At 48.7% G+C, this 24689-nt stretch carries 22 protein-coding genes; 17 read left to right on the forward strand and 5 right to left on the reverse strand.

The window, feature by feature from the left end:
- Positions 1-59: 59 nt before the first annotated feature.
- Both fadJ and fadI read right to left on the reverse strand, forming a co-directional pair.
- Positions 60-2210, reverse strand: a complete 2151-nt coding sequence (gene fadJ, locus A5320_RS13855) for a fatty acid oxidation complex subunit alpha FadJ (RefSeq protein WP_068066784.1) — start codon at positions 2208-2210, stop codon at positions 60-62.
- 14 nt (positions 2211-2224) lie between these two features.
- Positions 2225-3535, reverse strand: a complete 1311-nt coding sequence (fadI, locus tag A5320_RS13860) for an acetyl-CoA C-acyltransferase FadI (protein ID WP_068065813.1) — start codon at positions 3533-3535, stop codon at positions 2225-2227.
- 231 nt (positions 3536-3766) lie between these two features.
- Between fadI and A5320_RS13865 the strand changes: the two genes are divergently transcribed.
- The 10 genes from A5320_RS13865 (at position 3767) to A5320_RS13910 (ending at position 15371) form a co-directional block, all read left to right on the forward strand.
- Positions 3767-4717 (forward strand): AAA family ATPase, encoded by a 951-nt coding sequence (locus A5320_RS13865; protein WP_068065816.1) that lies wholly within the window; start codon positions 3767-3769, stop codon positions 4715-4717.
- 20 nt (positions 4718-4737) lie between these two features.
- Entirely contained in the window at positions 4738-5742 is a 1005-nt protein-coding gene (locus A5320_RS13870; protein WP_068065819.1) for a DUF58 domain-containing protein, read from the forward strand.
- The gene (locus tag A5320_RS13875) at positions 5720-6232 is read left to right on the forward strand and encodes a DUF4381 domain-containing protein (protein WP_068065822.1); all 513 of its coding nucleotides are present in this window, start codon (positions 5720-5722) and stop codon (positions 6230-6232) included. The genes A5320_RS13870 and A5320_RS13875 overlap by 23 nt, the downstream gene beginning before the upstream one ends.
- A complete protein-coding gene (locus A5320_RS13880; protein WP_068065825.1) occupies positions 6225-7220 on the forward strand; it encodes a vWA domain-containing protein in 996 nt (331 codons plus the stop codon). The genes A5320_RS13875 and A5320_RS13880 overlap by 8 nt, the downstream gene beginning before the upstream one ends.
- Entirely contained in the window at positions 7220-9091 is a 1872-nt protein-coding gene (locus A5320_RS13885) for a vWA domain-containing protein (RefSeq protein ID WP_068065828.1), read from the forward strand. Before A5320_RS13880 ends, A5320_RS13885 begins: the two co-directional genes overlap by 1 nt.
- Positions 9092-9153: 62 nt before the next feature.
- A complete protein-coding gene (locus tag A5320_RS13890; protein ID WP_197490118.1) occupies positions 9154-10833 on the forward strand; it encodes a BatD family protein in 1680 nt (559 codons plus the stop codon).
- A 164-nt stretch (positions 10834-10997) separates the two neighbouring features.
- Positions 10998-11546, forward strand: coding sequence for a sigma-70 family RNA polymerase sigma factor (locus A5320_RS13895; RefSeq protein WP_068065839.1), 549 nt, complete (start codon positions 10998-11000; stop codon positions 11544-11546).
- Positions 11539-12246 (forward strand): DUF3379 family protein, encoded by a 708-nt coding sequence (locus A5320_RS13900; RefSeq protein WP_068065841.1) that lies wholly within the window; start codon positions 11539-11541, stop codon positions 12244-12246. The genes A5320_RS13895 and A5320_RS13900 overlap by 8 nt, the downstream gene beginning before the upstream one ends.
- A gap of 264 nt (positions 12247-12510) precedes the next feature.
- Positions 12511-14007 carry a sodium/proline symporter PutP gene (gene putP, locus A5320_RS13905; RefSeq protein ID WP_068065848.1) on the forward strand — a complete coding sequence of 499 codons (1497 nt, stop codon included), beginning with the start codon at positions 12511-12513 and terminating at the stop codon, positions 14005-14007.
- A gap of 140 nt (positions 14008-14147) precedes the next feature.
- Positions 14148-15371, forward strand: a complete 1224-nt coding sequence (locus A5320_RS13910) for an EAL and HDOD domain-containing protein (protein ID WP_068065851.1) — start codon at positions 14148-14150, stop codon at positions 15369-15371.
- A 154-nt stretch (positions 15372-15525) separates the two neighbouring features.
- Here A5320_RS13910 and A5320_RS13915 read toward each other — a convergent pair whose 3' ends face one another.
- The gene (locus A5320_RS13915) at positions 15526-15849 is read right to left on the reverse strand and encodes a ComEA family DNA-binding protein (RefSeq protein WP_068066787.1); all 324 of its coding nucleotides are present in this window, start codon (positions 15847-15849) and stop codon (positions 15526-15528) included.
- 244 nt (positions 15850-16093) lie between these two features.
- Here A5320_RS13915 and A5320_RS13920 point away from each other — a divergent pair, with 244 nt between their 5' ends.
- The 6 genes from A5320_RS13920 to A5320_RS13945 all read left to right on the forward strand — a co-directional run bounded on the left by A5320_RS13920 (position 16094) and on the right by A5320_RS13945 (position 20631).
- Positions 16094-16600: a glycine zipper 2TM domain-containing protein gene (locus A5320_RS13920; protein WP_068065854.1), complete on the forward strand. Its 507-nt coding sequence runs from the start codon at positions 16094-16096 to the stop codon at positions 16598-16600.
- A 92-nt stretch (positions 16601-16692) separates the two neighbouring features.
- A complete protein-coding gene (locus A5320_RS13925) occupies positions 16693-17370 on the forward strand; it encodes a response regulator transcription factor (protein WP_068065857.1) in 678 nt (225 codons plus the stop codon).
- Positions 17370-18689 carry an ATP-binding protein gene (locus A5320_RS13930; protein ID WP_068065860.1) on the forward strand — a complete coding sequence of 440 codons (1320 nt, stop codon included), beginning with the start codon at positions 17370-17372 and terminating at the stop codon, positions 18687-18689. Before A5320_RS13925 ends, A5320_RS13930 begins: the two co-directional genes overlap by 1 nt.
- Positions 18690-18739: 50 nt before the next feature.
- Positions 18740-19123: a lysozyme inhibitor LprI family protein gene (locus tag A5320_RS13935; protein ID WP_068065868.1), complete on the forward strand. Its 384-nt coding sequence runs from the start codon at positions 18740-18742 to the stop codon at positions 19121-19123.
- Positions 19124-19216: 93 nt separating this feature from the next.
- Complete coding sequence (folX, locus tag A5320_RS13940; protein ID WP_068065871.1) at positions 19217-19588, forward strand: dihydroneopterin triphosphate 2'-epimerase; 372 nt, start codon at positions 19217-19219, stop codon at positions 19586-19588.
- 149 nt (positions 19589-19737) lie between these two features.
- A complete protein-coding gene (locus tag A5320_RS13945) occupies positions 19738-20631 on the forward strand; it encodes a TIGR01777 family oxidoreductase (protein ID WP_068065873.1) in 894 nt (297 codons plus the stop codon).
- A 66-nt stretch (positions 20632-20697) separates the two neighbouring features.
- On the opposite strand, the gene A5320_RS13950 is transcribed toward A5320_RS13945, so the two are convergent.
- Positions 20698-23286, reverse strand: a complete 2589-nt coding sequence (locus tag A5320_RS13950) for an ABC transporter permease (RefSeq protein ID WP_068065876.1) — start codon at positions 23284-23286, stop codon at positions 20698-20700.
- Entirely contained in the window at positions 23276-23983 is a 708-nt protein-coding gene (locus tag A5320_RS13955) for an ABC transporter ATP-binding protein (protein ID WP_068065880.1), read from the reverse strand. The genes A5320_RS13950 and A5320_RS13955 overlap by 11 nt, the downstream gene beginning before the upstream one ends.
- Here A5320_RS13955 and A5320_RS13960 point away from each other — a divergent pair.
- Positions 23982-24581 (forward strand): arylesterase, encoded by a 600-nt coding sequence (locus tag A5320_RS13960; RefSeq protein WP_068065882.1) that lies wholly within the window; start codon positions 23982-23984, stop codon positions 24579-24581. The two genes, A5320_RS13955 and A5320_RS13960, sit on opposite strands and share 2 nt — an antisense overlap.
- Positions 24582-24689 lie beyond the last annotated feature (108 nt).

The raw sequence follows: 24689 nt of genomic DNA on the forward strand, positions 1-24689 counted from the left end.
CCGCATTATAGCAGCTCTTTTTCCGGCATTCAGCAATTGCTGCTGAAGATCCTGGCAAGTTAATAGAAGCTTTTCCCTGCTTCAGCCATCTGCAGTAATAACGCACTTGGCGCAAAACGACTACCATGTTGTGCTTCATAACGACGCAAATCGGCAACTAAGCTAGACGCAGTCATCGCATCAATATACCGGAACGGGCCACCAATAAAAGGCGGGAAACCAATACCAAAAATTGCACCGATGTCACCGTCGCGCGCTGAAGCAATAATGCCTTCTTCCAGACAACGTACCGCTTCATTCAGCATCTGCACTAAACAGCGATTACTGATTTGCTCCAGACTTAACCGACCGGCTGGCTGCACGCCCAATAGGCTGTAAACAGACGCATCAACTTCTTTTTTACCCTTTTTGACACTGGCGCCATAGAGGTAAAAGCCTTTTTCAACTTTTTTACCTTTGCGGCCATCGGCAATTAACTTGTCAAAAGCGGCCGGCGCTTTAAACCGCTCTCCAAGCTCCCGCTCTAAAATAGGCGAAATTTTCGCGCCAACATCGATGCCAACTTCATCCAATAAAGTAATTGGACCTACCGGGAAGCCAAATTTAGTCAAGGCTTTATCAAGTTTCTCAACCGGTTCGCCTTCGAGCAGCAAATTCGCCGCTTCATTCATATATAAAGCTAAAATCCGATTCACGTAAAAGCCAGCACCATCTTTCACTACAATCGGCGTTTTGCCTTGTTTACGGGCAAAGGCCACAGTGGTCGCGATGGTTTGCGGTGAAGTTTTAGCATGCGCTATCACTTCAACCAGCGGCATTTTGTCGACTGGTGAGAAATAATGCAGACCAATCACATTTTCCGGACGCGCAGCTTGTGCGGCAATTTGCGCTATTGGCAATGAACTGGTATTTGACGCAAAAATAGTGCCTTCATGACAATTAGTTTCAATGTCACGCACCATTTGTTGCTTCAGCGCTAAATCTTCAAATACCGCTTCTACCACGATATCGACATCGTGAAAACCGCTGTAGTCCGTTGTGCCGGTGAGCAACGCCATCTGTTTTTGCATTTCAGTGCGCGTGATGTAACGGCGTTTAAACTTTTTCTGCAGCAGGCTGTAACTGTATTTCAGCGCGTTACCAATGCCCTGCTGATTGATGTCTTTAATCCGGACTGCAATGCCGGCTTTGCCCGCCGTGACGTTGGCAATGCCGCCGCCCATCAAGCCACCACCAAGCACCGCAGCCTTTTTGACTTTGCCGCCTTTGACATCACCAGCGCCAGATTCTTTTTTCATCTGGGTGGTTGCAAAGAACAAACCACGTAGAGATTTTGAAACGCTGGTCATGCACAACTCGCCAAAGGCATTGGCTTCAACTTGCAGACCCCGAGCCATGCCACTATCAACACCAGCTCTGATCGCTTCAATGATTTTCAACGGCGCCGGATAATGACCACCGGTTTTGCTTAACGTTTGCTTTTGTGCTTGCGAAAATAAAATGCCACGACCAATCGACGTAAATTCCAGCAGCTGACCAACTAATGGCAATTTAACCGTTTTACGTTGTGGTTTACCGGCCAGCGCCATTTTCACCGCAGCTTCCAGCAGAATGCTTTTAGGCACCACCACATCGACCAGACCAGCCTTCTTGGCCTGCACTGCGCGCAATTGCTTGCCAGTTAACATCATATCCAGCGCTTTTTGCAGACCAACCAAATGCGGCAGGCGCTGAGTACCCCCACTGCCTGGCAACAAACCAAGCTGCACTTCCGGTAAGCCAAGTACGGTTTTGCCATCATCAGTGGCGACCCGGCCATGACAAGCCATCGCCAGTTCCAGTCCACCGCCTAAACATGGGCCATGAATAGCGGCAATTAACGGGATATTAAGAGCTTCAAGCTGACCAAACATCGTTTGACCCATCGCTGCAATAGCGGTGGCTTCTTGCGCGGTTTGACAACTGTCCAGCATGCTGATGTCGGCGCCAGCGATAAACGAATCTGCTTTACCGGAAATGATCACCAAACCTTTAATATTTTTATTGCTGCGAATTTCATCCAGTAAAGCTTTGATTTCGTCTGCAAAAGCGGCTTTCAGCACATTCATGCTTTCGCCGGCCACGTCCATGGTAATAACACCCACACCATCGTCGCGCAGCGCCAGGGTAAAAGTTTTTGCTACTACAGCTACTTCAGTAACGGTTGTCATTGTTGCGTCCGTCATTATTCAGTCTCCACAATCATTGCAGCGCCCAGGCCACCGGCAGCACAAGCGGTGGTTAAACCAATACCACCACCACGGCGGTTTAATTCATTTAAAGTCTGGGTAATCAACCGGGTGCCGGTTGCCGCAAATGGATGCCCATAAGCCAGCGAACCACCATTGACGTTAAATTTATCCATATCAATGTCGCCGATGGCATGCGAACGGCCGAGTTTTTCTTCGGCGAATTTTTTGCTGCCAAACATTTTCACATTGGCCAGCGCCTGCGCGGCAAAAGCTTCGTGCATTTCAATTAAGGTCAAATCGTTGAGCGTCAAACCTGCGCGCTCCAGTGCGATTGGCGTGGCGTAAGAAGGGCCCATCAGCATATCTTCCCACACATCAATAGCGGCAAAAGCGTAACTTCTGACATAACCTAACGGCTTGTAGCCAAGCGCTTTAGCGTGGCTTTCCGGCATCATCAGCACCGCTGAAGCACCGTCGGTTAATGGCGTACTGGTCGCTGCAGTGACAGTACCGTACTGACGGTCGAACACTGGCTTTAATTTACTATAAGAGTCTAGCTTGGAGTCTTTGCGGATATTGTTATCCATCTCCAGGAATTTATTGTACGGCTCAACATGGGCGGCCATTACTTCGTCTTTTAACCAGCCCTGCGCCCAGGCGTGGGCAGCGAGTGTATGAGAGCGATGTGCTAAGGCATCTTGATCGGCACGGCTGATGCCATGCGACTTCGCCATCTGCTCGGCGGTATCGCCCATCGATAAACCGGTGGTGTATTCGGCTACAGCTGGCGGTACCGGTAATAAATCTTTTAAACCTAAGCGGCGGAAAATCGCCAGTTTCTGACCAAAGGTTTTGGCTTTGGTTAAATCAACCAGCGCCCGGGCCAGCGCTTTGCTCACGCCAACCGGTAATACTGAGCTGGAATCTGAACCACCGGCAATGGCCACTTTACTGACGCCGGCCATCATCGCTTCGGTAACGCTGACCACTGATTGAAAGCTGGTGGCACAAGCGCGGGTGACGCTAAATCCATCGGTATGTACATTCATACCAGTGCCTAAAACAATTTCCCGTGCAATATTCGGCGCTTCCGGCATCAGTACAACTTGACCGTAAACCACCTGATCAATTAATTTGGCATCGAGCTCGCTACGGATCAACAATTCATTGACCACCAGTTTGCCGAGTTCCAGCGCTGACACACCGTGAAATTCTGTCGCTTGTTTGGCAAATGGCGTGCGTAAACCGCGGACTATCGCAATCCGGTCCCCTTGACGGGTGGTTAATTTAATCTGGCTGCTCATGTTGATCCTCTTTATGTGGACGCTTGTCCAAGTCCAATTTTGGTAAAGTGCAATACAGGTCTGACCTGTATTTTTTTTGATTGTAACGAGAGATCTGAGAAATTAAAACACTTGTTTTAATGAAGTCTGAACCTTATATATGGACTCAGGTCATAGCCTAGTTGTTTTTGCGTCGAAACGCTTGATAAATAGCCAATAATTTCAAACGAATAACTTTAGAAGAGTGCTGCTGTGAACGCTTTTAACCGGTTAAAAACATATTTAGATTCGCAAGTTCTGGGTCAGCCGGCCCTGACGGAAGGCATTTTGCTGGCGTTACTGGCCAATGGTCATTTACTGGTCGAAGGCCCACCTGGTCTCGCCAAAACCCGTGCAGTCAATGCGTTAGCGCATGGCGTCGAAGGCAGCTTCCACCGTATTCAGTTCACTCCAGACTTGCTGCCAGCCGATTTAACCGGCACCGATATCTACCGTCCGGAAACCGGCAAGTTTGAATTTCAAAGCGGCCCGTTATTTCACCACATTATCTTAGCGGACGAAATTAACCGGGCTCCGGCCAAAGTACAGTCGGCGCTGTTAGAAGCGATGGCGGAAAAACAAATTACCGTTGGCCGGCAGAGTTACAAGTTACCGGAGTTATTTCTGGTGATGGCCACGCAAAACCCGCTGGAGCAAGAAGGTACTTATCCATTGCCTGAAGCTCAGCTAGACCGGTTTTTACTGCATCTGAAAGTCGATTATCCGGATGCAGCCACTGAACTGGCCATTTTAAAGCTGACCCGCGGCGAAGCACTGGAACAAGCCACTGAGCAGCCAGAGCGAATGACCCAAGCTGATATTTTTGCTGCACGCAAAGCAATTTTACAGCTGCATTTTGCCCCAAGTCTGGAGCAATATGTGGTACAGCTGATTATGGCCACCCGTAAAGCTGCCAATTACAGCCCGCAATTAGCGCGCTGGATCGCCTATGGCGCCAGCCCGCGCGCCACTATTGCACTGGAACGTTGTGCCCGCGCTAAAGCCTGGTTGGCTGGTCGTGACTTTGTCACCCCAGACGATGTGCAGGGCGTGTTCCATAATGTGGTTCGCCATCGATTATTACTGACCTATGAAGCCGAAGCCGAAGGGATCAGTACCGATGCGGTGCTCGATGAAATTCTGCGTCTGGTCCCTGTTGCCTGAACAATGTGAATCGAGCAAACATGGAACAGCAAGCGCAAATCCGGCAGTGGCTGGCACAGTTACACTGCGATGGCAGCAATGTCGAACTCAAACAACTACTGCGTTATCAGCGGCATACCCAGCTATTTGATTTAACGCCTGCCCAGACTATTCAAAGCAAGCTTGCTGGCAGTTATCTTGCCAAAAGCAAAGGTCGTGGCATGGAGTTTGATGAAGTACGGCATTACCAGACCGGTGATGATGTGCGCACCATCGACTGGCGCGTCACCGCCCGTACCGGCAAAGTGCACACTAAATTATTTCGCGAGGAAAAAGAACGGCCGGTGTTTATCCTTACCGATCTCAATCATTCGATGCAGTTTGGATCGACGCTGTTATTAAAGTCGGTGCAGGCTGCTCACTTAGCGGCATTAATTGCCTGGCACGTCAAAAAAAGTGGCGATAAACTCGGTGGTTTATTGTTTCATCAACAACAAATTCGTGAATTAAAACCAGCCGGACGAAGTGTGGCGGTATTGCGCTACTTACACCAATTGATTGAATTACAACAACAATCTTTGCTTTGGGTGCAACAGCAAATGCAACAACCGACTGCAAGGTTGCCTGAAAGTAAATCCATCGACTTAGCAACCGCACTTGGTCAGTTACGCCGGTTAGCCCGCCCCGGTAGTCTGCTCTTTATCATTTCAGATTTCCAACAACTAGATGCGACCTGCCTGCGACATTTGCAGGCACTGCGCTTACACAATGAAATCCGCATCTGTCAAATCAGCGATCCGCTGGAGCAACAGCTACCAGCCCATGCGTCAGGCATCGCCAAAGTGTCAGACGGTAATCAAGAAGTGACTATGGAACTTTCTGGGATGAATTTAAAACGCGATTATCAGGCGCAACAACAGGCATTTAATCAGCAGTTACATCAACACTGGACCCAGCTCGGCTGCCGCCACTGGCAATTCAATGCCAGCGAGCCATTACTGGATCAATTCAGCGGGAGGCCACATGGCGAATTCGAACGCCGCTAATGTTGCGCCGCCACAGGCGTCAATGCCGGGACTAGCCGACATTCAGGAGCCGGTACTCGCTAATGACTGGTATCTGGCACCGGGCTGGTCAGTATTGTTTTTGATCCTGCTGGCGGTTCTTAGCTATGGCGGCTATCGGTGGTGGCGGCATTATCAACAACAAAAACCATTAAAATACGCGTTGGCCGAACTTGAAAAACTGGATTTAACCGCACCTAATGCTGCTGAAATGATCACAACGCTGCTAAAAAGGCTGCTGATGACCCGATCACCCGCACATCAGGCCCTAACGTTAAGTGGTGTCGCCTGGCAGCAATATTTGCTATCGAGCTTGCCCGCAAAGGTGAAGCTTGGCGAACCCCTGCCCGATTTACTGGCGCTGCATTACCAAAGCGCGCCTGCTATTGATGACATTCGCCGATATGCAGCTTTTGCTGCGCTTTGGCTGAAACACCTAAAGTTAACCAATGCCGGAGCAACTGATGCTTGAATTAAGCTGGCCCTGGTTGTTGTTATTACTGCCACTGCCCTGGTTGGTCAAAAGCCGGCAACAAAATGTAGCTGCCGCTGGTTTGCTGTTACCGCCACTGGCGAAAATGGCGCAGCAGCATAGTTTTGGCATAGCACGTCAGCAAAAACCAAAACAATGGTTGATGTGGCTAATTTGGACCTTATTGGTCGTCGCAGCAGCACAACCAAAATGGTTAGGTGAGCCGGTCAGCATGCCTCAACAAGGCCGCGATATGATGCTGGCCGTCGATTTATCCGGCTCGATGAATATCAGCGATATGGTGATTGATGGTCAGGCTTTTAACCGGCTGGACGCGGTCAAATATGTACTGAATCAGTTTATTGAAAAACGTCAGGGCGACCGGCTTGGTTTAGTACTTTTCGCCGATGCCGCTTATCAGCAAACACCACTGACTTTTGATCGCAAAACTGTGCAGCAAATGCTGGAAGAAGCGGTCCTTGGTCTGGTCGGTCAGCGTACTGCCATCGGTGAAGCAATAGGTTTGGCGGTCAAACGATTTAACACCTACCAGAGTTCGAATAAAGTGCTGATTTTACTCAGTGATGGCGCTAACACCGCTGGTAACATTCAGCCACGAGAAGCGTTGAAACTGGCCAAAGCCGCTGGGGTGAAAATTTATACGGTGGGTGTTGGTGCTGAACAAATGGTGCAACAAGGTATTTTTGGCCCGCAAATCATCAATCCATCAGATGATCTGGATGAAAAACTGCTGACTGAACTTGCTTCGGAAACTGGCGGTCGCTATTTCCGCGCCCGTGATTTAAAAGAATTAGCGCAAATTTATCAGTTGCTGGATCAGTTAGAACCGATTGAACGGGATCAGCTGACTTACCGGCCACAACAAAGTTTGTTGCATTGGCCGTTAGCTGCTGCCTTGCTGTTAACAAGTCTGATGTGGCTGTGGCAAATGCCATGGTCGTTGTGGCGTCGCGGGAGGACATCCTGATGCTGACTGATTTTCATTGGTTAAGACCACTGTGGCTGTTGTTAATACCGCTGGTCACTTTACTGTGTTTAATGGCATGGCGATTTCGGCGCGAACAAAGTCCGTGGCAACAACTTCTCGCCCCCCATTTGCAACAAACTTTGATCGCAACTCGACAGCAAAGCAGTCAACGCAAGCCTTTTATCATCGCGTGGCTGACGCTGCTATTGCTGGCTATTGCAGCAGCTGGCCCTAGTATTACGAAGTTACCGCAACCCGCATTTCAGCTGCAACGCGCTACAGTACTAGTGCTGGACATGTCATTATCGATGCTGGCGACCGACGTAAAACCTGATCGCGTCACGCAGGCACGTTTTAAAGCACTGGATTTTGCCACCCAACTAGGCGAAGGCGAACTGGCTTTGCTGACCTTTGCTGGTGATGCGTATGTTATTTCACCGCTGACACCGGATCACAACAATATCAAGTTGTTATTGCCGGACTTGAAACCGGAAATTATGCCGGTGCAAGGCTCAGATGTACAAAGCGCATTGACGCTCGCTGCACAGTTGCTGACCCAGGCCGGTTACCCAAAAGGTGACATAATTTTAATGACTGACGGTTTTTCAACAACGCACTTTATGCAGTTACGACCGATGCTCGATAACTTCCCCCATCGCATTTCGGTGTTGGCAGTTGGCACAGCAGATGGTGCTCCTATCAAATTAAGCTCGGGTGAACTGCTTAAAGATCAACAAGGCAGTATTGTGATCCCGAAAGTGCCTTTTACCCAGCTAAAAGAACTGGCTTCGCTGACCGGTGGTGTTTTTGTCCAGAACAGCTTTGATCTGGCCGATGTACAAAGTTTGTTAGCACTGTCACCACTGGATCTGGCCGGCCAAACGAGCACTGACAGTAAAATGACCGGTGATGAATGGCAGGATGCTGGTGTTTATCTCTGCTGGTTGTTATTGCCACTGGCGCTTTGGCTTGGCAAACGCACGGCAATCATGGTGATCCCGGCATTATTACTGTTACCGCCGCCAACACAGGCCTTTGAATGGCAGGATTTATTTAAAAGCCGCCAACAGCAGGCACAACAGGCGTATCAACAACAAGACTATCAAAAAGCCATCGAAAAATTTGAACAACCACTTTGGCAAGGCAACGCGGCCTACCGTGCTGGTGATTATGCGGGCGCCGAACAATTGTACCGACAAGACCCAACTGCCAACGGTTTATACAACCTTGGTAACAGTTTGATCCAACAGCAGAAATATCAGGAAGCCCTGGATGCATACAAACAAGCAGCCAGCAAGCAGTCCGATCTGTCCGGATTACAGCAAAATACTGAACTTGCCGAAAAGTTACTCAAACAGCAGCAGGAACAAGAAAAGCAACAAGGTCAGGATGACCAGCAGCAAGACGGCGACCAACAACAGCAATCTGACCAACAGTCAAAAGATAACGACAGTCAATCATCTGAACAACAAGAAGGTGAAGGTGAAAACAAAGACGGTCAACAAGGCAGTGACGCGCAGAACTCAGATCAACAAAATGGCGATCAACAAAATAGCGATCCACAAAATAGTGAGCAACAAAGCGATAGCGAGCAGAAAAATGCTGAAGACACTGAAAAAGCCGCCGCTGAAAAACAGCAACAACTAACCGAAGCTGAGCAACAGCAAGCAGATCAGTCCAAAAGCCCAGAACAACAAAAAGCCATCACTGAAGCCTGGCCAAATGCCACACCAGAGCAAAGTCAGCAATTAGACGGTTTAATGCGTAAAGTGCAGGACGACCCCTCGTTATTGCTGCGTAATAAAATGCTGCAGGAATACCAGAAACGCCGGCAGCAACGTTTACCCAAAGGAGCACAGGAAGAATGGTAACTTTCAGCAACAGCAGGTCTCATTGGTGCAATTCGCCGCGCACTATGGTGCAGTGCAAAAACATGAAGCGCCCATTATGGCAAAGCCTGTTACTGCTTAGTCTGCTGACGTTAACTTCGGTCGCACAAGCCGCGACCAGTCTGAATGTGCGGGTGGATAAAAACCCGGTGATGCTGGGGGAAGAATTACAACTATCGGTACAGGTGGATGAAAAAGTCAGCAGCAGTGCCATCGATTTTAGCGTGTTAGAAAAGAATTTTCGGCTCGGTCCCCCTTCAGTTAGCCAAAGTATGCAAATTATCAATGGCCAATCAAGCCAAAGCACCATCTGGCAACTGAGTTTATTCGCCAAAACTACCGGCAACTTTGAAATACCGGCTTTTAACGTGCGTGGGATCAGCAGCTCCCCAATCAGCATTGAAGTGATCCCTGCCAGCCAACAAACCACTGACAAACAAGTGTTATTTATCGAAAGTAGCCTAAGCCAAACCGACTTATACGTGCAGCAAATGGTGTATTACGACGTCAAAATTTTCTTTAGTGGCGACTTACAACGTGGCAGCCTCAGCCAGCCAGAATTGCCGGACACCACCATCGAGCAAGTGGGTAAAGATGTCGAAGGCACTGAATTGGTCAATGGTATTCGGTATCAGACCATCACCCGCCGCTACAGTCTGATCCCACAGCAAAGTGGTAGTTTCACCCTGGATGCCCCGTTTTTTAACGGTGAAATGATTGACCGTAACAGTTCGCGTTATGACTATTTCGCCAAGACCCAGACTATCTCAGCGCAAGGGCAAGCCGTTGAATTTCAAGTAAAAGCAATGCCAGTTGATTTTAAAGGTGATTGGCTGGTGTCTGAGCTGGTTGCCTTGACGGAAGAATGGACACCGCTTTCCACCACTTTGGTGCAGGGTGAGCCCGTAACCCGAACTATCACGTTGACGGCGATGGATTTAGCCGATCACCAGCTGCCTGACTTACAAATTAACTTACCAGCCGGCATTAAAAATTATGCGGAGCAGCCGCAAGCGAAAAAGGCCGAGCGTAACGGCCGTATCGTGGCGCAAAAAGTATTTACGTCGGCAGTGATAGCCACCCAAAGTGGCGAATTAAAACTGCCGGCGGTGCGAGTCCCCTGGTGGAATAGCAAAACCAACCAGCTTGCTTATGCAGAATTACCAGAACGCACATTAACCGTGACGGTGAATCCAAATCAGACCAGCCAAGCACCACCAGCGGTTGCCGCGGTGGAAACACCAGTTAGCGAAACAGCGGCTACACCACAAGTCATTTCCGATAATCGGTGGCAGTGGAATTACTTGTCAGGCTTATTATTGCTGATGTGGTTATTGACCGCCGCGGTTGCTGTGTGGGGCTGGCTGCTGCCCCGCTCCCGGATGCATACCCCGGCCACCAGCGCCCCACAGGCATCAGAAGTTAAATTTAATGCCCGAAGATTTAAAGCGGCGTGTCTTGCCAATGACCACATTGTGGCGAGCCAGCAGCTATTACGTTGGGCATCTCAGCAGCTTGACGCAGATATTCAGCAATTACCCCAATTAATCAAAGCATTGCCGCAAAGTGCACTACGTCAGGAAACCGAAAAACTGGCATATCAGGCTTATCAGGCGCAACAAACGCCATGGCTTGGCACGGCGTTATTTGAAGCATGGGCCAAGTACAAACATCTGCAGCAAGTTGAAAGTCCGGCGTTGTTAAAGCCGTTTTATCCGAAATAACCTCTCCCCGCCTCTGGTCAGTTGAGCAAGGGTTGAAATGACAGACATCGCTGTCAATTCAACCCATCTCGTCATCTTCGTAAATATGCGATATTCTGGATTTCTTTTCGATTGCTGCACACATTATCGAAATTGACCGGTCTTTAGAGTCAGTGATACCAATCATGTCAATTTTGGATAGCCAATTCTGGAACACCATGAGCAATAAACAAATACGATACGAAGCGTTGGTGCGGGCCTTTCATGCCGACTTATTTCGATATGCATTCTGGTTGTGCCATCAGCGCACTGTCGCCGAAGATTTAGTCCAGGAAACCTTTTTACGCGCCTGGAAAAGTCTCGACAGTCTGCAAGAAGCCGCTGCTGCCAAAGGTTGGCTTATTACCATTTTACGCCGCGAAAATGCCCGTCGTTTTGAACGTAAACAATTTGATTATCAAGACGTTGACCAGGATTGGCTCGAAGATGAACAAAGTGAAGGGCCAGAACAAACCGCCGAAAATCAGCAGTTACACCAATATATCGCCAGGCTTGCTGAGGAGTATCGCGAACCCTTGGTGCTGCAGGTGTTACTTGGCATGACCGGCGATGAAATAGCACAAACACTTGAATTAAATCTGAATACGGTAAACACCCGCTTGTTTCGGGCACGTCAGCAACTTCGGGAACTGTTACTGCAGTCCCCAGCCACAGGAGCCAGCCAGCATGGATGAGTTAGAATTTCGCCGTCGCTTGCTTAGCAACCCGACGACCAGTGACGAAGCAGTCGTCCAACAACTTGCTGCAGATCCGGATAAACAGCGCTTACAGCATGAGTTGATGATCCTCGATCAACAAATTAAGGCCAGTCTGGCCGTGCCGGTGCCAGCCGATCTCGCTGACCGCTTATTGCTAAGCCAAGGCCTGTTACAGCATAAAAAAATCCGTCAACGCCGCTGGTGGTTGGGGATGGCTGCCAGTCTGGTGTTGGTGGCCGGTCTGGTGCAGCAGCGCGACCATTTGTATCCGTGGCCGGACGATGTTGCCGGACACGCGCTGGCTCATGTGTATCACGAAGCGAAGCAACTGGACAACAACGACAGCCTGATTGATCTGGACCGGGTTAATCTGCTCCTGGCCGATTTAGGCGGCCAGCTCAGGTCCTGGCCTGGCACCATTCGGTATGCCAGTTTTTGTCACTTTCAGGGTACCCGCTCATTACATTTGATTTTTAATACCGCGCAGGGTCCGGTCACCGTATTTGTGCTGCCCAAAAACCATGGTTTGCAGCCTGGCGGCGACTTTTACGACGCGCAATTTCATGGGCACAATATGCAATTGGCAAAAGCAGATTTAGTGCTGGTTGCCGGTAAAAATCAGTCATTATCCGGCATCGCCACCACGTTGCAGCAACAATTACAGTTTCAGATTTAACTGCAACTGGTAGCATCTGTTGGGGTAACCATAGAAAAGCACTGGCTCTGTTTGCCAGTGCTTGTTAGCATGTCCCGCCATTTCAAGTCGTACCTCCCTCAAATTGCCTGCTGCGACAACCAACGCAACAAGCAGCGACCTGTTGATGACAATAACCATAACTACACCCGAAATCTTTGAAGATGCAGGCCTTCTGGCAAACAACGGTAACATCGCTGCAACTTCACAGATAAAGGGGATTGATAACCCTATGAGGTCAGTATCGTGGAAACGGGAACTATTCTTGCGCTGGTAATTTATTTCATTGCGATGTTAGCAATCGGGCTTTATGCCTATCGCCAATCGAGCAGTAATTTATCTGAATATATGTTAGGTGGCCGCAAACTCGGCCCGGCCGTGACGGCATTATCTGCAGGCGCTTCTGATATGAGCGGCTGGTTGTTGATGGGCTTGCCCGGTGCTTTATATCTGATGGGAATTTCGCAAATCTGGATGGCGGTAGGTCTGGTCATTGGCGCCTGGTTGAACTATCTGCTCCTGGCGCCCAGGTTCCGGGTCTTTACTGAACTTGCCAAAGATTCCATCACCCTACCGGACTATCTGGAAAACCGTTTTGACGACCACACCCGGATGCTACGATTGATTTCTGCACTGGTGATTGTGGTGTTTTTCACTTTGTACACCGCATCTGGCGTAGTCGCCGGCGGTAAACTGTTTGAATCAGTGTTTGGTATGGATTACATGTTCGGCTTAGTGCTGACCGCTGGCGTGGTCATTGCCTATACCCTGCTTGGTGGTTTTTTGGCCGTCAGCATGACCGACTTTGTGCAGGGTATTATCATGTTCCTGGCACTAGTGCTGGTGCCTGTTGTCGCGCTTGATATGGTTGGCGGTGTGACGCCAGTACTCAATATCGTCGCCGAACTTAATCCAAATCATCTGGATATATTTACCGGCACCAGTGCCCTTGGCATTGTGTCACTGATGGCCTGGGGCTTAGGTTATTTTGGTCAGCCGCATATTATTGTGCGGTTTATGGCGATTCGTTCGGTCAAAGATTTCCCGGTGGCACGCCGCATTGGTATGTCCTGGATGATTGTATCCTTGCTGGGCGCCGTCGCGACGGGCTTTATCGGCATCGCTTACATCAAACAAACCGGTGGGGAGTTAAAAGACCCGGAAACCATTTTTATTGTGATGTCACAAGCGTTATTCCACCCATTTATTACTGGTTTTTTACTGGCGGCGTTGCTGGCGGCAGTGATGAGTACCATTTCCAGTCAGTTACTGGTGACGTCCAGTGCTCTGGTGCAGGATTTTTATAAGACCTTTTTTAATAAAACCGCATCGGACAGCCATTTGGTGCTGATGGGCCGGGTTTCAGTATTTCTGGTAGCGTTGGTGGCGATAGTGATAGCGCTGGATCGCAGCAGTTCGATTCTTGGCCTTGTCAGCAACGCTTGGGCTGGCTTTGGTGCTGCTTTTGGTCCGTTGGTGTTGATTAGTCTGTACTGGCGCCGAATGAATCAATGGGGTGCATTAGCAGGCATGATTGTTGGTGCGGTAACGGTGTTGGTGTGGATCTATGGTCCTTTCACCGTCGATGGTCAGACGCTTGATCAATGGTTGTATGCGATGGTTCCTGGCGTGATTGCTTCTGTATTGGCCATCGTGGTCGTCAGCAAGCTAACGGCAGCGCCGAAAGTTGCGATCGCCGAACAATTTGATCAAATGTGCAAACAGATGAAACAAGCGCAATAAACCGTTAGACGCCGTGGTCAGATCTTCTGATCACGGCAGCCCTCAGGTTAATTGTCCCCATCGCGAAATTTTTGTTCCCACCCTGACATTTTCTTTGCTACATTGCTTGCCAGAGTGCCGTCAAAGGAATTGTAGTCTGTATGTATTTTTATGCCGCCCGTCAGCCCATCCTGGATCGAGACAAAAATCTTTTTGCTTATGAATTGCTGTTTCGAGATGGCCTGGAAAATGTGTTTCCGGATATTGATGGTGACGAAGCAACGTCGCGGATGATTGCCGGCAGCCAATTTAATTTTGGTTTGGACGATTTTCTGGGCGACAAACTGGGCTTTATCAATTTCACCCTCGATACCCTGCTGAAAAAATTCCCTTCAATGCTGCCAAAAGAACAGGTGGTGGTGGAAATTCTTGAAACGGTCCAACCCGGCAAACGCCTGCTTGCCGAATGCCAGGCGTTAAAAGAACAAGGTTATTTGATTGCACTGGATGATTACATTCACCAACCGGTATGGCGTCACTTCTATCCTTTTGTCGATATTATCAAAATCGATTTTCGCAATACCAGCAATGACGTGATTCAAGAGGTCATTAAAGCCACCGCCGGTTTTCCAAATATTAAACTGCTGGCCGAAAAGGTCGAAACCATTGAAGAGTTTCAACTGGCAATGGGCATGGGTTTCAGCTATTTCCAGGGCTATTTTTTCTCAAAACCGGAAATGTTACAAAGTAAAGCCTTGTCACCAGCTCAGATGACACTCGCCGAATTGCTGTACGAAACGTCCAAAGCCGAGATGGATCTGGCAAAAATTACCACCATCTTCGAACGTGACGTTAACCTATCTTATAAACTGTTACGTTATTCAAATTCAGCGGTGTTTAAACGTCGATCAGAAATTGAAACTATTAAACAGGCATTAGTGGTGCTCGGGCAGCTGGAACTGAAAAAGTTTTTATCGGTGCTGTTTACCGCTCAGGTCAGTAGCGAAAAACCTGCAGAGCTGATGCGTTTAGCCATGACCAGAGCAAAATTTGCCGAAGGTATTGCCACCCTGCATCGTAAAACCGACATCGCCAAAGCTTTCCTGACTGGCATGATGTCATTGATGGATGCGATTCTGGATGAACCCATGACCTCCGTCATGAGTAAATTGCCATTATCCAAAGACATCAAAGACGCTTTAATCGACAACGAAGGCCTGCTTGCAGAGTATCTTGGGCTGGTTAAATGTTATGAACAAGCCATGTGGCAATCAGCGAATGTTGCGATTGAAAAACTTGGACTTGACGCTAAATTACTACCTGATGCCTACCACGAAGCGGTGCAATGGGCGAATGAACAAATGCGCGCTCTGGGTGACAATTAAGATACCAGTCATCTTTGAAGATTCGGTGTTGTTGCCTTCGCTCGCTGAAGTGACAGTGCAGGCTGTCACTCAATTCCCTGGTCTCGGACAACGACGACACTGCTGCCAAAAGCCCGGCCCCCCACAGGTTGAGCAAGTAGCAGCAGTGATCTGCTTAAAAGCTGACAAACTCCGCAATTTTTGCCGCCAGTTTGTCGCCGATCCCTTTGACCTCCGTCAATTGCTTCGGATCCTTAATCGGTCCATTTGCTTTGATGTAGTCGAGAATAGCTTGCGCTTTTTTCTGACCGATACCCGGAATAGCGGTTAATTGTTCCGGGCTGGCTTTATTGATACTCAACTTTGCACCTTGTTGCTTGCCTGGTTGTTTGGCTGCTGCAGGTGTTACTTTCGCTGCAACCGGCACTGTTTCTGCGATCACCGGATTTAATAACAGCGCCGGGACCACCAGTGCCACCGCCCTCCATAACGATTTCATCTTCATCTGACTTTCCTTGTTTGGTTTTTCATGAGTAAAATATGCGCCGGGAGCCCGGCACTTGCTAGTTTGGAACTGGTGAACACCATTGTTCTGCAAACTTGTATTTAATCTAGCCTGTTAATTAATATTTATTTAACTTTTTATATACTTTTTTATTCTATTTCCGATGTGTTTTTAGATTCAGCTGCAATTAAGTATCTGGCCGTTATGGTTACAGGAACATCTGTCAGGAGTATTTGCCATGAAATATCTGGTTTTGTTATTACCTTTAATGACCGCCTGCACCAGCTATTCGCAGCACAATCGCCAGAATTACCAAATGGCGACCGTCACCCAGGCCCAACCGGTCTACCGCACCATCGAGATTCATAAACCCAGACGTGTGTGTGAAGAACGTCAACAAATTAAACGCCATGCTGATTCCGCAGCACCAACCATCGTCGGTGCTATTGTTGGTGGTGTGTTGGGCAATACCATTGCGCGTAACAGTTCCAATCGTGGCATCGGCACAGCCGCGGGTGCAGTGATTGGTGGTGCCATCGGTAATGACGTTGGCCAAAAGAATGGTACCGATGTCATGCATCATGAAACAGTATGTTATGAATCGGGAACCGATGTGGAATATCAAAGCGTGGTTGACGGTTATCAGGTAACCTATCAGTTGCAAGGTCGTGAATACACCACGCTGATGGATCGGGATCCTGGCCCACAAATGCCGGTCTATGTTGAACCGGTCAACAAACGCTAACAAAATCTGATCGCCAGTGCAGCTGCGATAACGCCGCTTCCTGGTCATAATTTTCACGCCGTCTGCAGCGGCGAACGTCATAAGGAATGCACATGCGGGTATTGGTGGTTGAAGATGAAGTGTTATTAGCGGAACAAATTAAAAATCATCTTTTACAGCAACAGTTTAGTGTTGATCTGTCGCACGACGGGTCCGATGGTTTTTTCAAAATCAGTGAATATCCGTACGACTTGGCAATTATTGATATCGGCTTGCCAAAACTCGACGGTTTATCGCTGATCCGCAAAGCCCGGCAACAGGATTTAAAAACTCCCATTATTATTCTGACGGCGCGTGGCAGCTGGCAAGAAAAAGTCCAGGGTTTAGACGCTGGGGCAGATGATTACCTGACCAAACCCTTTCACGTCGAAGAACTGATGGCGCGTTGTAATGCATTAATTCGCCGTGCCGCAGGTCAACCAGATCCAACACTGGTGGCAGGACCAGTTAGTTTAAACAGCCGTACCCAACAGGTGTGGTGTGGTGAAACCGAAGTCCCGCTGACCGCGTACGAGTATAAAGTTCTGGAATATTTTATGCTCAACCCAACCAAGGTCATTTCAAAAACCGAATTAACCGAACATATCTACGATCAGGACTTCGACCTCGATAGCAACGTGATTGAAGTTTTTGTGCTCAGGCTGCGTAAAAAACTCGACCCGGATGGCGAACTGAAACCAATCGAAACGCTGCGAGGACGTGGTTATCGGTTTAACCTGGCCGTTAACTGATGATGTTGTCGCTGAAGGTCCGCCAGGCTGTGATCAGCCTGGTGCTGATGTTGTTTCTGTTACCCGTGTGTTTTCTCGCCATCGAACGGGCTTTTTTCGCACAGCTTCTGACCAGCACCGAACAAAAACTAGAAGTGCATTTATATTCGTTTTTGTCCGAACTGACCTCTAAAAACGACATCGTTGAAATTAATAACAGTATTTTACCCGCTGATTTTTTACGCCCTGATTCTGGCACCAGTGCATTCATTGTCAGTGGCGACAAACTGATGTGGCAGTCAGATTCCTCTTTAAATCAAACCTTTATTCCGCCACAGCATGAAATGCTGCCCGGCAAACATGAATTTATTTCACAAGAACAAGATGGCCGGGTGTACTGGACTTTGTCATTTGCATTGTTATTTGATATGGGCGAGCGCAGCATGCCGCTGACCATTCACATTGTGCAGGACGAGCAGCTGCTGGACGCTCCGGTCAAAGCTTTTCGTAATACACTGATGCGCTGGTTTATCGGCATTGCCGCGGTGCTGATGCTGGTGATGCTGCTGGCCTATTATTGGACCACCCAGCCACTGTCGGCACTTGACCATGAAATCCGCCAGGTGGAAAGTGGTGAACAGCAACAGCTCAATGGCAGTTATCCCGCTGAACTTACCACGCTCAAAGAAGACGTTAATTTATTACTCGCTAGTCAAAATCGCCAAAAACAACGCTACCGGCATCATTTAAGCGACTTGGCTCATGCACTGAAAACGCCGGTCGCGGTGCTGAATACTTCACCACTGGCACAGCAGCCGGAACTGCGGGAACAAATTGATCGCATCACCGCCATGATTGAACATCAGCTAAAACGTGCCAGCAGTTCCGGTCAGGATGTCTGGCAGAAACAAATTGCTATTCCGCCGATTATTGGCCAGCTGCAAAGTGCGCTCCAAAAAATTTATCGTGGTAAACAGGTGCAATTGGCACTGGACTGCCCAGCTAACGCGATGTTCCGTGGCGATGAAACTGATTTGATGGAAATGTTAGGCAATTTACTGGATAACGCTTTTAAAGCCTGCCAGCAACATGTTGCTCTGACCGTGACGTTGCGGCCACTGACGATCAGTGTCGAAGATGATGGTCCTGGTGTGCCACCCAATAAAACCACTGAACTACTAAGTCGCGGTACCCGGCTTGATACGTATAAAGAAGGACATGGCGTAGGTTTATCTATTGTGCATGAACTTTGTCTGTCATACTCCGGAGAAATTGATATTGAACAAAGTCCGCTCGGCGGCGCATGTTTTCGTTTGCGATTTCCCGATCATCAATATTAGAATTAGCCGATCCCCAAATTAATCAGCGTGTTACCGAACAGCGGAACTCTATGAAATCAGTTATATATTTGTGTGCCCTGCTGGGCAGTTTTCAACTTGCGGCTGAAACGACTTGTGACCGTAACAGCCAACAACAAATTGACTATTCCAGATGCCTTGATGCACAACTTGAACAAGCAGAACGAGAATTGCAAACCTGGGAAAACAATCACTTATTTAAGTTACAGGAAATGGCCGAAAAAACCGGTCGTGACGATCCGCTGAAAGTGTTCAAAAGATCCCGTATTAATTTTAAGCAATTCCGCACTGATCACTGTCGCTGGCAATATCTGGCATTAATTCCAGACAGTCAGGCCGGCGCCAGCGTTTACAAAGAATGCACCATTGAACAAATAAAATTTCAGACAGAATTACTCAGTAAAGCAAAGTATTAGAAGATTTGATCTTATCGCGCAATGAGCGCGTAATTGGCACAGACGCTATGTTTACTCTAATGGCCTTGAGGCCAATTCGACTCAGGATAAGTTATGACCTTAAATAATGCAGTGATCCGGATCAAAAACCTTCGTTTACGTACCTTTATTGGTATCAAAGATGAAGAAATTAATAACAAGCAAGATGTCATTATCAACGCGACCATTGAATACAGTGCTACGCAGGCCGCCGACAGCGATGATATGAGCAAAGCGCTGAATTACCGCACCATCACCAAAGATATTATTACCCTGGTTGAAAATAACCGTTTCTCGTTGTTAGAGAAATTAACTGCCGATGTGCTGGCCATTGCAGCGGCCCACCCTTCAGTGCAATTTGCCGCGGTAGAAATCGACAAACCTTACGCATTACGTTTTGCCGATTCAGTGTCGCTGAGCTTATCCGTCAATAAAAGCACAAAGTAACTATACCCTGCATCCTTAAAGATTCGGTGTTGTTACCTACCCGAATCTTCAATGATTTTGGCTATATACTTGCACAAACAAGTGTTTAAACCTTGAATCAATAGTGTAAGTGTCGGCATCACGGCACGGCCATATTTTGGAGTCAGTGCATGCGAATATTAATTACCGGTGCCAGTGGTTTGATTGGTTCTGCACTGGTCAGATTATGGCAAAATCAGCATCAACTGATTGTCCTGAGTCGATCGGTAAAAAAGGTGCAGCAGCAATTTGGCAATACGGTGCAAGCCGTTGAATCATTTAGCGAAGTCGATTTCAATCAGCTGGATATGGTAGTAAATCTTGCTGGTGAGCCGATTGCCAACAGCCGCTGGACCTCGACGCAAAAAGACCGGATTTGTCAAAGTCGCTGGCAGTTAACGGAACAACTGGTGGCTTTGATCCAGCAAGCGACCACCCCACCCCATACGCTGATTAACGCCTCTGCAGTCGGTTTTTATGGCCGCCAGTCTGGCGATGCTATTGATGAAAACTATCAGTCGTACTACCCCGAATTCAGCCACGATATTTGCGCCCGCTGGGAAAATCTGGCAAATCGTGCCCGCTCAGAGCAGACCCGGGTTTGTATCTTACGCATTGGTATTGTGCTTGCCGCCAATGGCGGGGCTTTGAAGAAAATGCTGCCGCCGTTTAAATTGGGGTTAGGTGGTGTCATTGGCAACGGCGAGCAGTATATGTCGTGGATCCATCTGGACGACTTAATCGCCATTTTCGAGTTTTTACTGCAACATCCTGCGCTACATGGAGTGTTTAATGCCACGGCGCCGATGGCAGTCAGCAATAAGCAATGGACGAAAATCCTGGCGGAGCGGCTGGGGAAACCGGCGTTGTTGCCAATGCCGGCTTTTGCGGTAAAGCTGTTGTTTGGTGAAATGTCTGATTTATTACTGTTCGGCCAAAATGTGTATCCACAACGATTACTTGATCATGGTTTTACTTTTAAATTCAGTCAATTCCGGGCAGCTTTGCAAGATTTAACACTCTAATATCCCCAAATGCACTGGTTTTTCCTTTCAAACCAGTGCATTGAGTCAGTCCATCGATGCAGAAAGCTACTGCAATGCCCGACGCAACAACGTCGGCGCATCCAGGATCAACAACTTTCGTAGCAGCAGAAAACCGAGCCCGGTAATCAACAACATGCCAAGGCCAGGTCCAATCCACCATAAATTCCAGTGTAACGAAAACGGCAATTCAAACAGCCGCACTTGCAACACAGCAAGCAATATTTCAGCAAGCACAGTGGCAAACACCCCGGCCATCAGGCCAAGTGCTGCAAACTCCGCCAGAACGGCGCGCCTTAAAAATACCGTTTTGGCGCCTAAAGTACGTAAGATTGCCAGTTCCTGCTGTCGTTGCTCTAAGGTTGCCTGCACTTGCGCCACCAGTACCAATACCGCTGCGGCAAACACCAGCGCCAGAATAACGGTGAGCGCCAGCGACACCTGCGCAATAATATCGTTGATTTGCTTTAAGATATTATCTACTGACAACACTGAAATGGTTGGAAACTGTCGCGCTAGCTGATTCAGCAAAGGCTGCTGTGCCGGCGGTAAGTAGAAGGCTGTTAAGTAAGTAGCAGGGAAAGTTGCCATCAGATCCGGAGACAAAATCATAAAGAAATTTGGCTGCAGACTATTCCAATCCACTTTTCGAAAACTACTGACTTTGGCACTGAATTGCTGGCCGCCGACCGAAAAACCGATATTATCGCCGATGACTAAATCCAGCCGCTCGGCTAACTCGACTTCGACTGACACTTCAGCTTTGCCACCATTCACAAACCACTGACCTTTGACCACTTCGTTATTGGCGGGCATCTGGCTTAGCCAGGTCAGATTCAGCTCGCGACCAATGCCACGTCGCCGCTCTGTTGCGGCATTTTCGGTAGTCGCACCTGACGCCTTAGTCGCCACTTGATCAGACTGTTGCTCGCCTTTTTTCCGCTCCGCACTGTCGCGGTTTTCACTTTGTGCATCACTGGGCGTTTCTGCGTCTGGCTCAGTCAACATTTCGTCATTCACACTCAGCACGCGACCAGAAATCATCGGATAATAGTTACCGACGCTCAGCTGGTTTTGAGCGAGCAAACTGCTTATCTGCGGTTTTTCCGCTTCAGTGATGTTCACCAGAAATTGATTTGCCGCTCCTTGCGGTACTTGTTGTTGCCACTGGCCAATGAGCTCAGCGCGCAAAAAGTACAACAGCAACGTTAAAAATAGCGCCAGGGTAAAAGTAATCAGCTGAAAACTGTTTGGCCACAAGCGGCGGCGTAAATTGGCCAAAGCCAGCCTTAATGCACTGCTTTGGCCAGCGCTCATTGGTTTTGCCACTTTTACGATGATGGCTGCCATACCCAGCAATAAGGCGGCAAACGCCACACAAAGTAAAAACAACCAGGCAGACAACCACAGATCACCACTAAATAACCACATTAACAACCAAACTGCGATGGCACCTGCGGCCAGATGCCAGATATCAAATTGCCATTCTTGTTGGCGCTGACGCAGTACGTTAAGTGCCGGCACTGCGGCTAAACGCCAAATCGGACGTGCCGAGAACAAACCAGCACAAATCACGGCGGTCAACAGACCCAGCCATAACGGCCGGCTACTGAATTCGGCCTGATAATCGCCGAGCCATTTCACAATTGCCCACTGCGCACTGCTGCTGGCAAGTTGCCCCAGAGCCAGGCCAATACTGACGCTCAGCAATGTCACTAAGCTCAGATGACTGACATAAATTTTTCGGGCAGTTGCCGTAGTCACGCCAAGCGCTTTAATCACGGCAACAGACATGGCATGCCGTTGACTATATTGACTGGCTGCAACGGCAGCCGCGCATGCTGCTAACACAATGCCAAGTAAACCTGCCAATAGTAAGAATTTCTCAGCCCGATCTAAGGCCGAACCCACCGCTGATTCCCGGTCGAGTTTTTGCCAACGGTCGTGCAAAGTTAATAAAGGTTTCACGTCAGTTTCAAGTTGTGAAAGGACGGCATCTGAGCCGGAAAATTGATACCGATAACCAATCCGGCTGCCGGGTTGCACCACTTCAGTCGCAGCGACATCATCAACATGCATTAGCAGCCTTGGCGCATTACCAAACACACTCAGCGGCGCATCAGGCTCTTCTGCTATCACCCCGGCAACTTTAAGCTGACTAATACCCACTTCAATCATATCGCCGGCTTTAATTTGCAGCAGCTGCAATAAACGCGGCTCCAGAAACACTTCGCCTTGCGCAAAAGTCGGCACAAGTGGCGCATCAGCGGCTTCATTTTGACGTAACGTTAATTTGCCACGCAGCGGATAACTGGCGGAAACTGCTTTCACGCTCACCAGCTGCATTTCAGTACCGGCAAACACCATGGTGCTAAATTGCATTTGTTTGGCTGATTTTACCTGCAGCGTGGCCGCTTTTTCGAAAATTGCTTCATTAAACGGCAGGCTGGAGCGCAATATTTTGTCAGCAGCAATAAAGTTGGCGCTACGCTGCGCCAAAGCAGAACGGACACTTTCAGTGATCCCGCTTAAACTGACCACAGTGAACACCGCCAGGCATAAGGCAAAAGCGATCACCCATAACTCGCCGCGTCTTAATTCACGCCAGAACAGGCGCCAGGCAACTTCAGGCCACACTGGTCACCTCCGCTACAGCCATCTTTAAGTGTCCAGCCTGCATGGTGGCTTGTTTGGCACAACGCTTGGCTAAGGCCGGGTTGTGCGTCACCAGCACCAGCGTTGTGCCTTGCTGCGCATTCAGTTCAAACAACAAATCTTCTATTTTGGCACCGGTGGTTTCATCCAGATTAGCTGAAGGCTCGTCGGCAAATAAAATGGCTGGTTTGGTGATAAAAGCGCGTGCGATTGCCACACGTTGTTGCTCTCCACCGGACATCTGGCTTGGATAAAAATCAGCGCGTTCGGTTAATCCGACCAGCGCCAACAATTCCCTGCCACGTTCAGTCGCATTTTTGATACCTGCCAACTCGGCAGGTAAAGTAACGTTTTCCAGCGCTGATAAGCTTGGCAGCAACAAAAACGACTGAAATACAAACCCAACCTGACGGGCACGCAGCTCAGCGCGCGCATCATCATCTAACTTGTGCAACGGTTGACCTGCCAAATAAACTTCCCCACTGGTGGCCGTGTCGAGCCCGGCCAAAATACCTAACAGCGTTGACTTGCCGGAGCCTGATGCGCCAACGATCGCCACACTGTCCCCGCGGTTGATTGTCAAATCGATATGCTGCAGGATAGTCAGAGTTGAATCGGTCAACTGTACTTGTTTGGTCAGCGCTTTGGCCTGGATATAAATTTCTGGTGTAAATGACATGAGATTTTGCTTCACCATTTTGGTTTTGGTTTTCAGCCTGTCACTACAGGCGGCAACACAAAAGTTATTAATTCTCGGCGACAGTTTAAGCGCCGGTTACGGAATGCAACAACAGCAAGGCTGGGTGCATCTGTTGCAACAACAACTTGAGAAAAATCAGTCCTCTTGGACAATTATCAACGCCAGCATCAGCGGGGAAACCACGGCCGGTGGTTTAGCCAGATTACCTGAATTACTGACTAAACATCAACCGCAGGCCGTATTGATAGAATTGGGCGGCAACGATGGTTTAAGGGGCTTCCCAGCCGCGCAAATTGAAAAAAATCTGCAACTGCTGATTACCGAAGTGAAAAATCACCAGGCCAAACCAATCCTGATGCAGATACGTATTCCACCGAACTACGGCCCACGTTACACCCGGCAGTTTGTCGCGTTATATCCGGCACTAGCCGAAAAGCATCAAGCCGTCTATTGGCCATTTTTTATGGATGCCATTGCCGTCAAACCGGAATTAATGTTGCCAGACGGTATTCATCCAAATGTCACAGCGCAGCCGATTATCCGCGATTTTATCGCGCCGTTGCTGCAGAAATTGTAAGCTGAGGTGTCAGGGCAGAACCAAGCAGCCTGCTCTGAATATTTTTAATACGTGAGTGGTGAAATTGAACAATTGGCAGGAAGTAACGGGTTTAAAGCTAAGCTTCGC

This window comes from Rheinheimera sp. SA_1, from assembly GCF_001669775.1.
Taxonomy (GTDB): domain Bacteria; phylum Pseudomonadota; class Gammaproteobacteria; order Enterobacterales; family Alteromonadaceae; genus Pararheinheimera.

What these genes read in the sequence shown, in the direction of transcription:
- A5320_RS13870 (WP_068065819.1), top strand. Translation starts at nt 4,738, where the DNA reads ATGGAACAGCAAGCGCAAATCCGGCAGTGGCTGGCACAGTTACACTGC.
- A5320_RS13930 (WP_068065860.1), top strand. Translation starts at nt 17,370, where the DNA reads ATGATGTTGTCGCTGAAGGTCCGCCAGGCTGTGATCAGCCTGGTGCTG.
- A5320_RS13890 (WP_197490118.1), top strand. Translation starts at nt 9,154, where the DNA reads ATGAAGCGCCCATTATGGCAAAGCCTGTTACTGCTTAGTCTGCTGACG.
- A5320_RS13910 (WP_068065851.1), top strand. Translation starts at nt 14,148, where the DNA reads ATGTATTTTTATGCCGCCCGTCAGCCCATCCTGGATCGAGACAAAAAT.
- A5320_RS13955 (WP_068065880.1), bottom strand. Translation starts at nt 23,983, where the DNA reads ATGTCATTTACACCAGAAATTTATATCCAGGCCAAAGCGCTGACCAAA.
- A5320_RS13945 (WP_068065873.1), top strand. Translation starts at nt 19,738, where the DNA reads ATGCGAATATTAATTACCGGTGCCAGTGGTTTGATTGGTTCTGCACTG.
- A5320_RS13920 (WP_068065854.1), top strand. Translation starts at nt 16,094, where the DNA reads ATGAAATATCTGGTTTTGTTATTACCTTTAATGACCGCCTGCACCAGC.
- A5320_RS13960 (WP_068065882.1), top strand. Translation starts at nt 23,982, where the DNA reads ATGAGATTTTGCTTCACCATTTTGGTTTTGGTTTTCAGCCTGTCACTA.
- fadI (WP_068065813.1), bottom strand. Translation starts at nt 3,535, where the DNA reads ATGAGCAGCCAGATTAAATTAACCACCCGTCAAGGGGACCGGATTGCG.
- A5320_RS13925 (WP_068065857.1), top strand. Translation starts at nt 16,693, where the DNA reads ATGCGGGTATTGGTGGTTGAAGATGAAGTGTTATTAGCGGAACAAATT.
- A5320_RS13880 (WP_068065825.1), top strand. Translation starts at nt 6,225, where the DNA reads ATGCTTGAATTAAGCTGGCCCTGGTTGTTGTTATTACTGCCACTGCCC.
- A5320_RS13875 (WP_068065822.1), top strand. Translation starts at nt 5,720, where the DNA reads ATGGCGAATTCGAACGCCGCTAATGTTGCGCCGCCACAGGCGTCAATG.
- A5320_RS13900 (WP_068065841.1), top strand. Translation starts at nt 11,539, where the DNA reads ATGGATGAGTTAGAATTTCGCCGTCGCTTGCTTAGCAACCCGACGACC.
- A5320_RS13885 (WP_068065828.1), top strand. Translation starts at nt 7,220, where the DNA reads ATGCTGACTGATTTTCATTGGTTAAGACCACTGTGGCTGTTGTTAATA.
- folX (WP_068065871.1), top strand. Translation starts at nt 19,217, where the DNA reads ATGACCTTAAATAATGCAGTGATCCGGATCAAAAACCTTCGTTTACGT.
- A5320_RS13895 (WP_068065839.1), top strand. Translation starts at nt 10,998, where the DNA reads ATGTCAATTTTGGATAGCCAATTCTGGAACACCATGAGCAATAAACAA.
- fadJ (WP_068066784.1), bottom strand. Translation starts at nt 2,210, where the DNA reads ATGACAACCGTTACTGAAGTAGCTGTAGTAGCAAAAACTTTTACCCTG.
- A5320_RS13935 (WP_068065868.1), top strand. Translation starts at nt 18,740, where the DNA reads ATGAAATCAGTTATATATTTGTGTGCCCTGCTGGGCAGTTTTCAACTT.
- A5320_RS13915 (WP_068066787.1), bottom strand. Translation starts at nt 15,849, where the DNA reads ATGAAATCGTTATGGAGGGCGGTGGCACTGGTGGTCCCGGCGCTGTTA.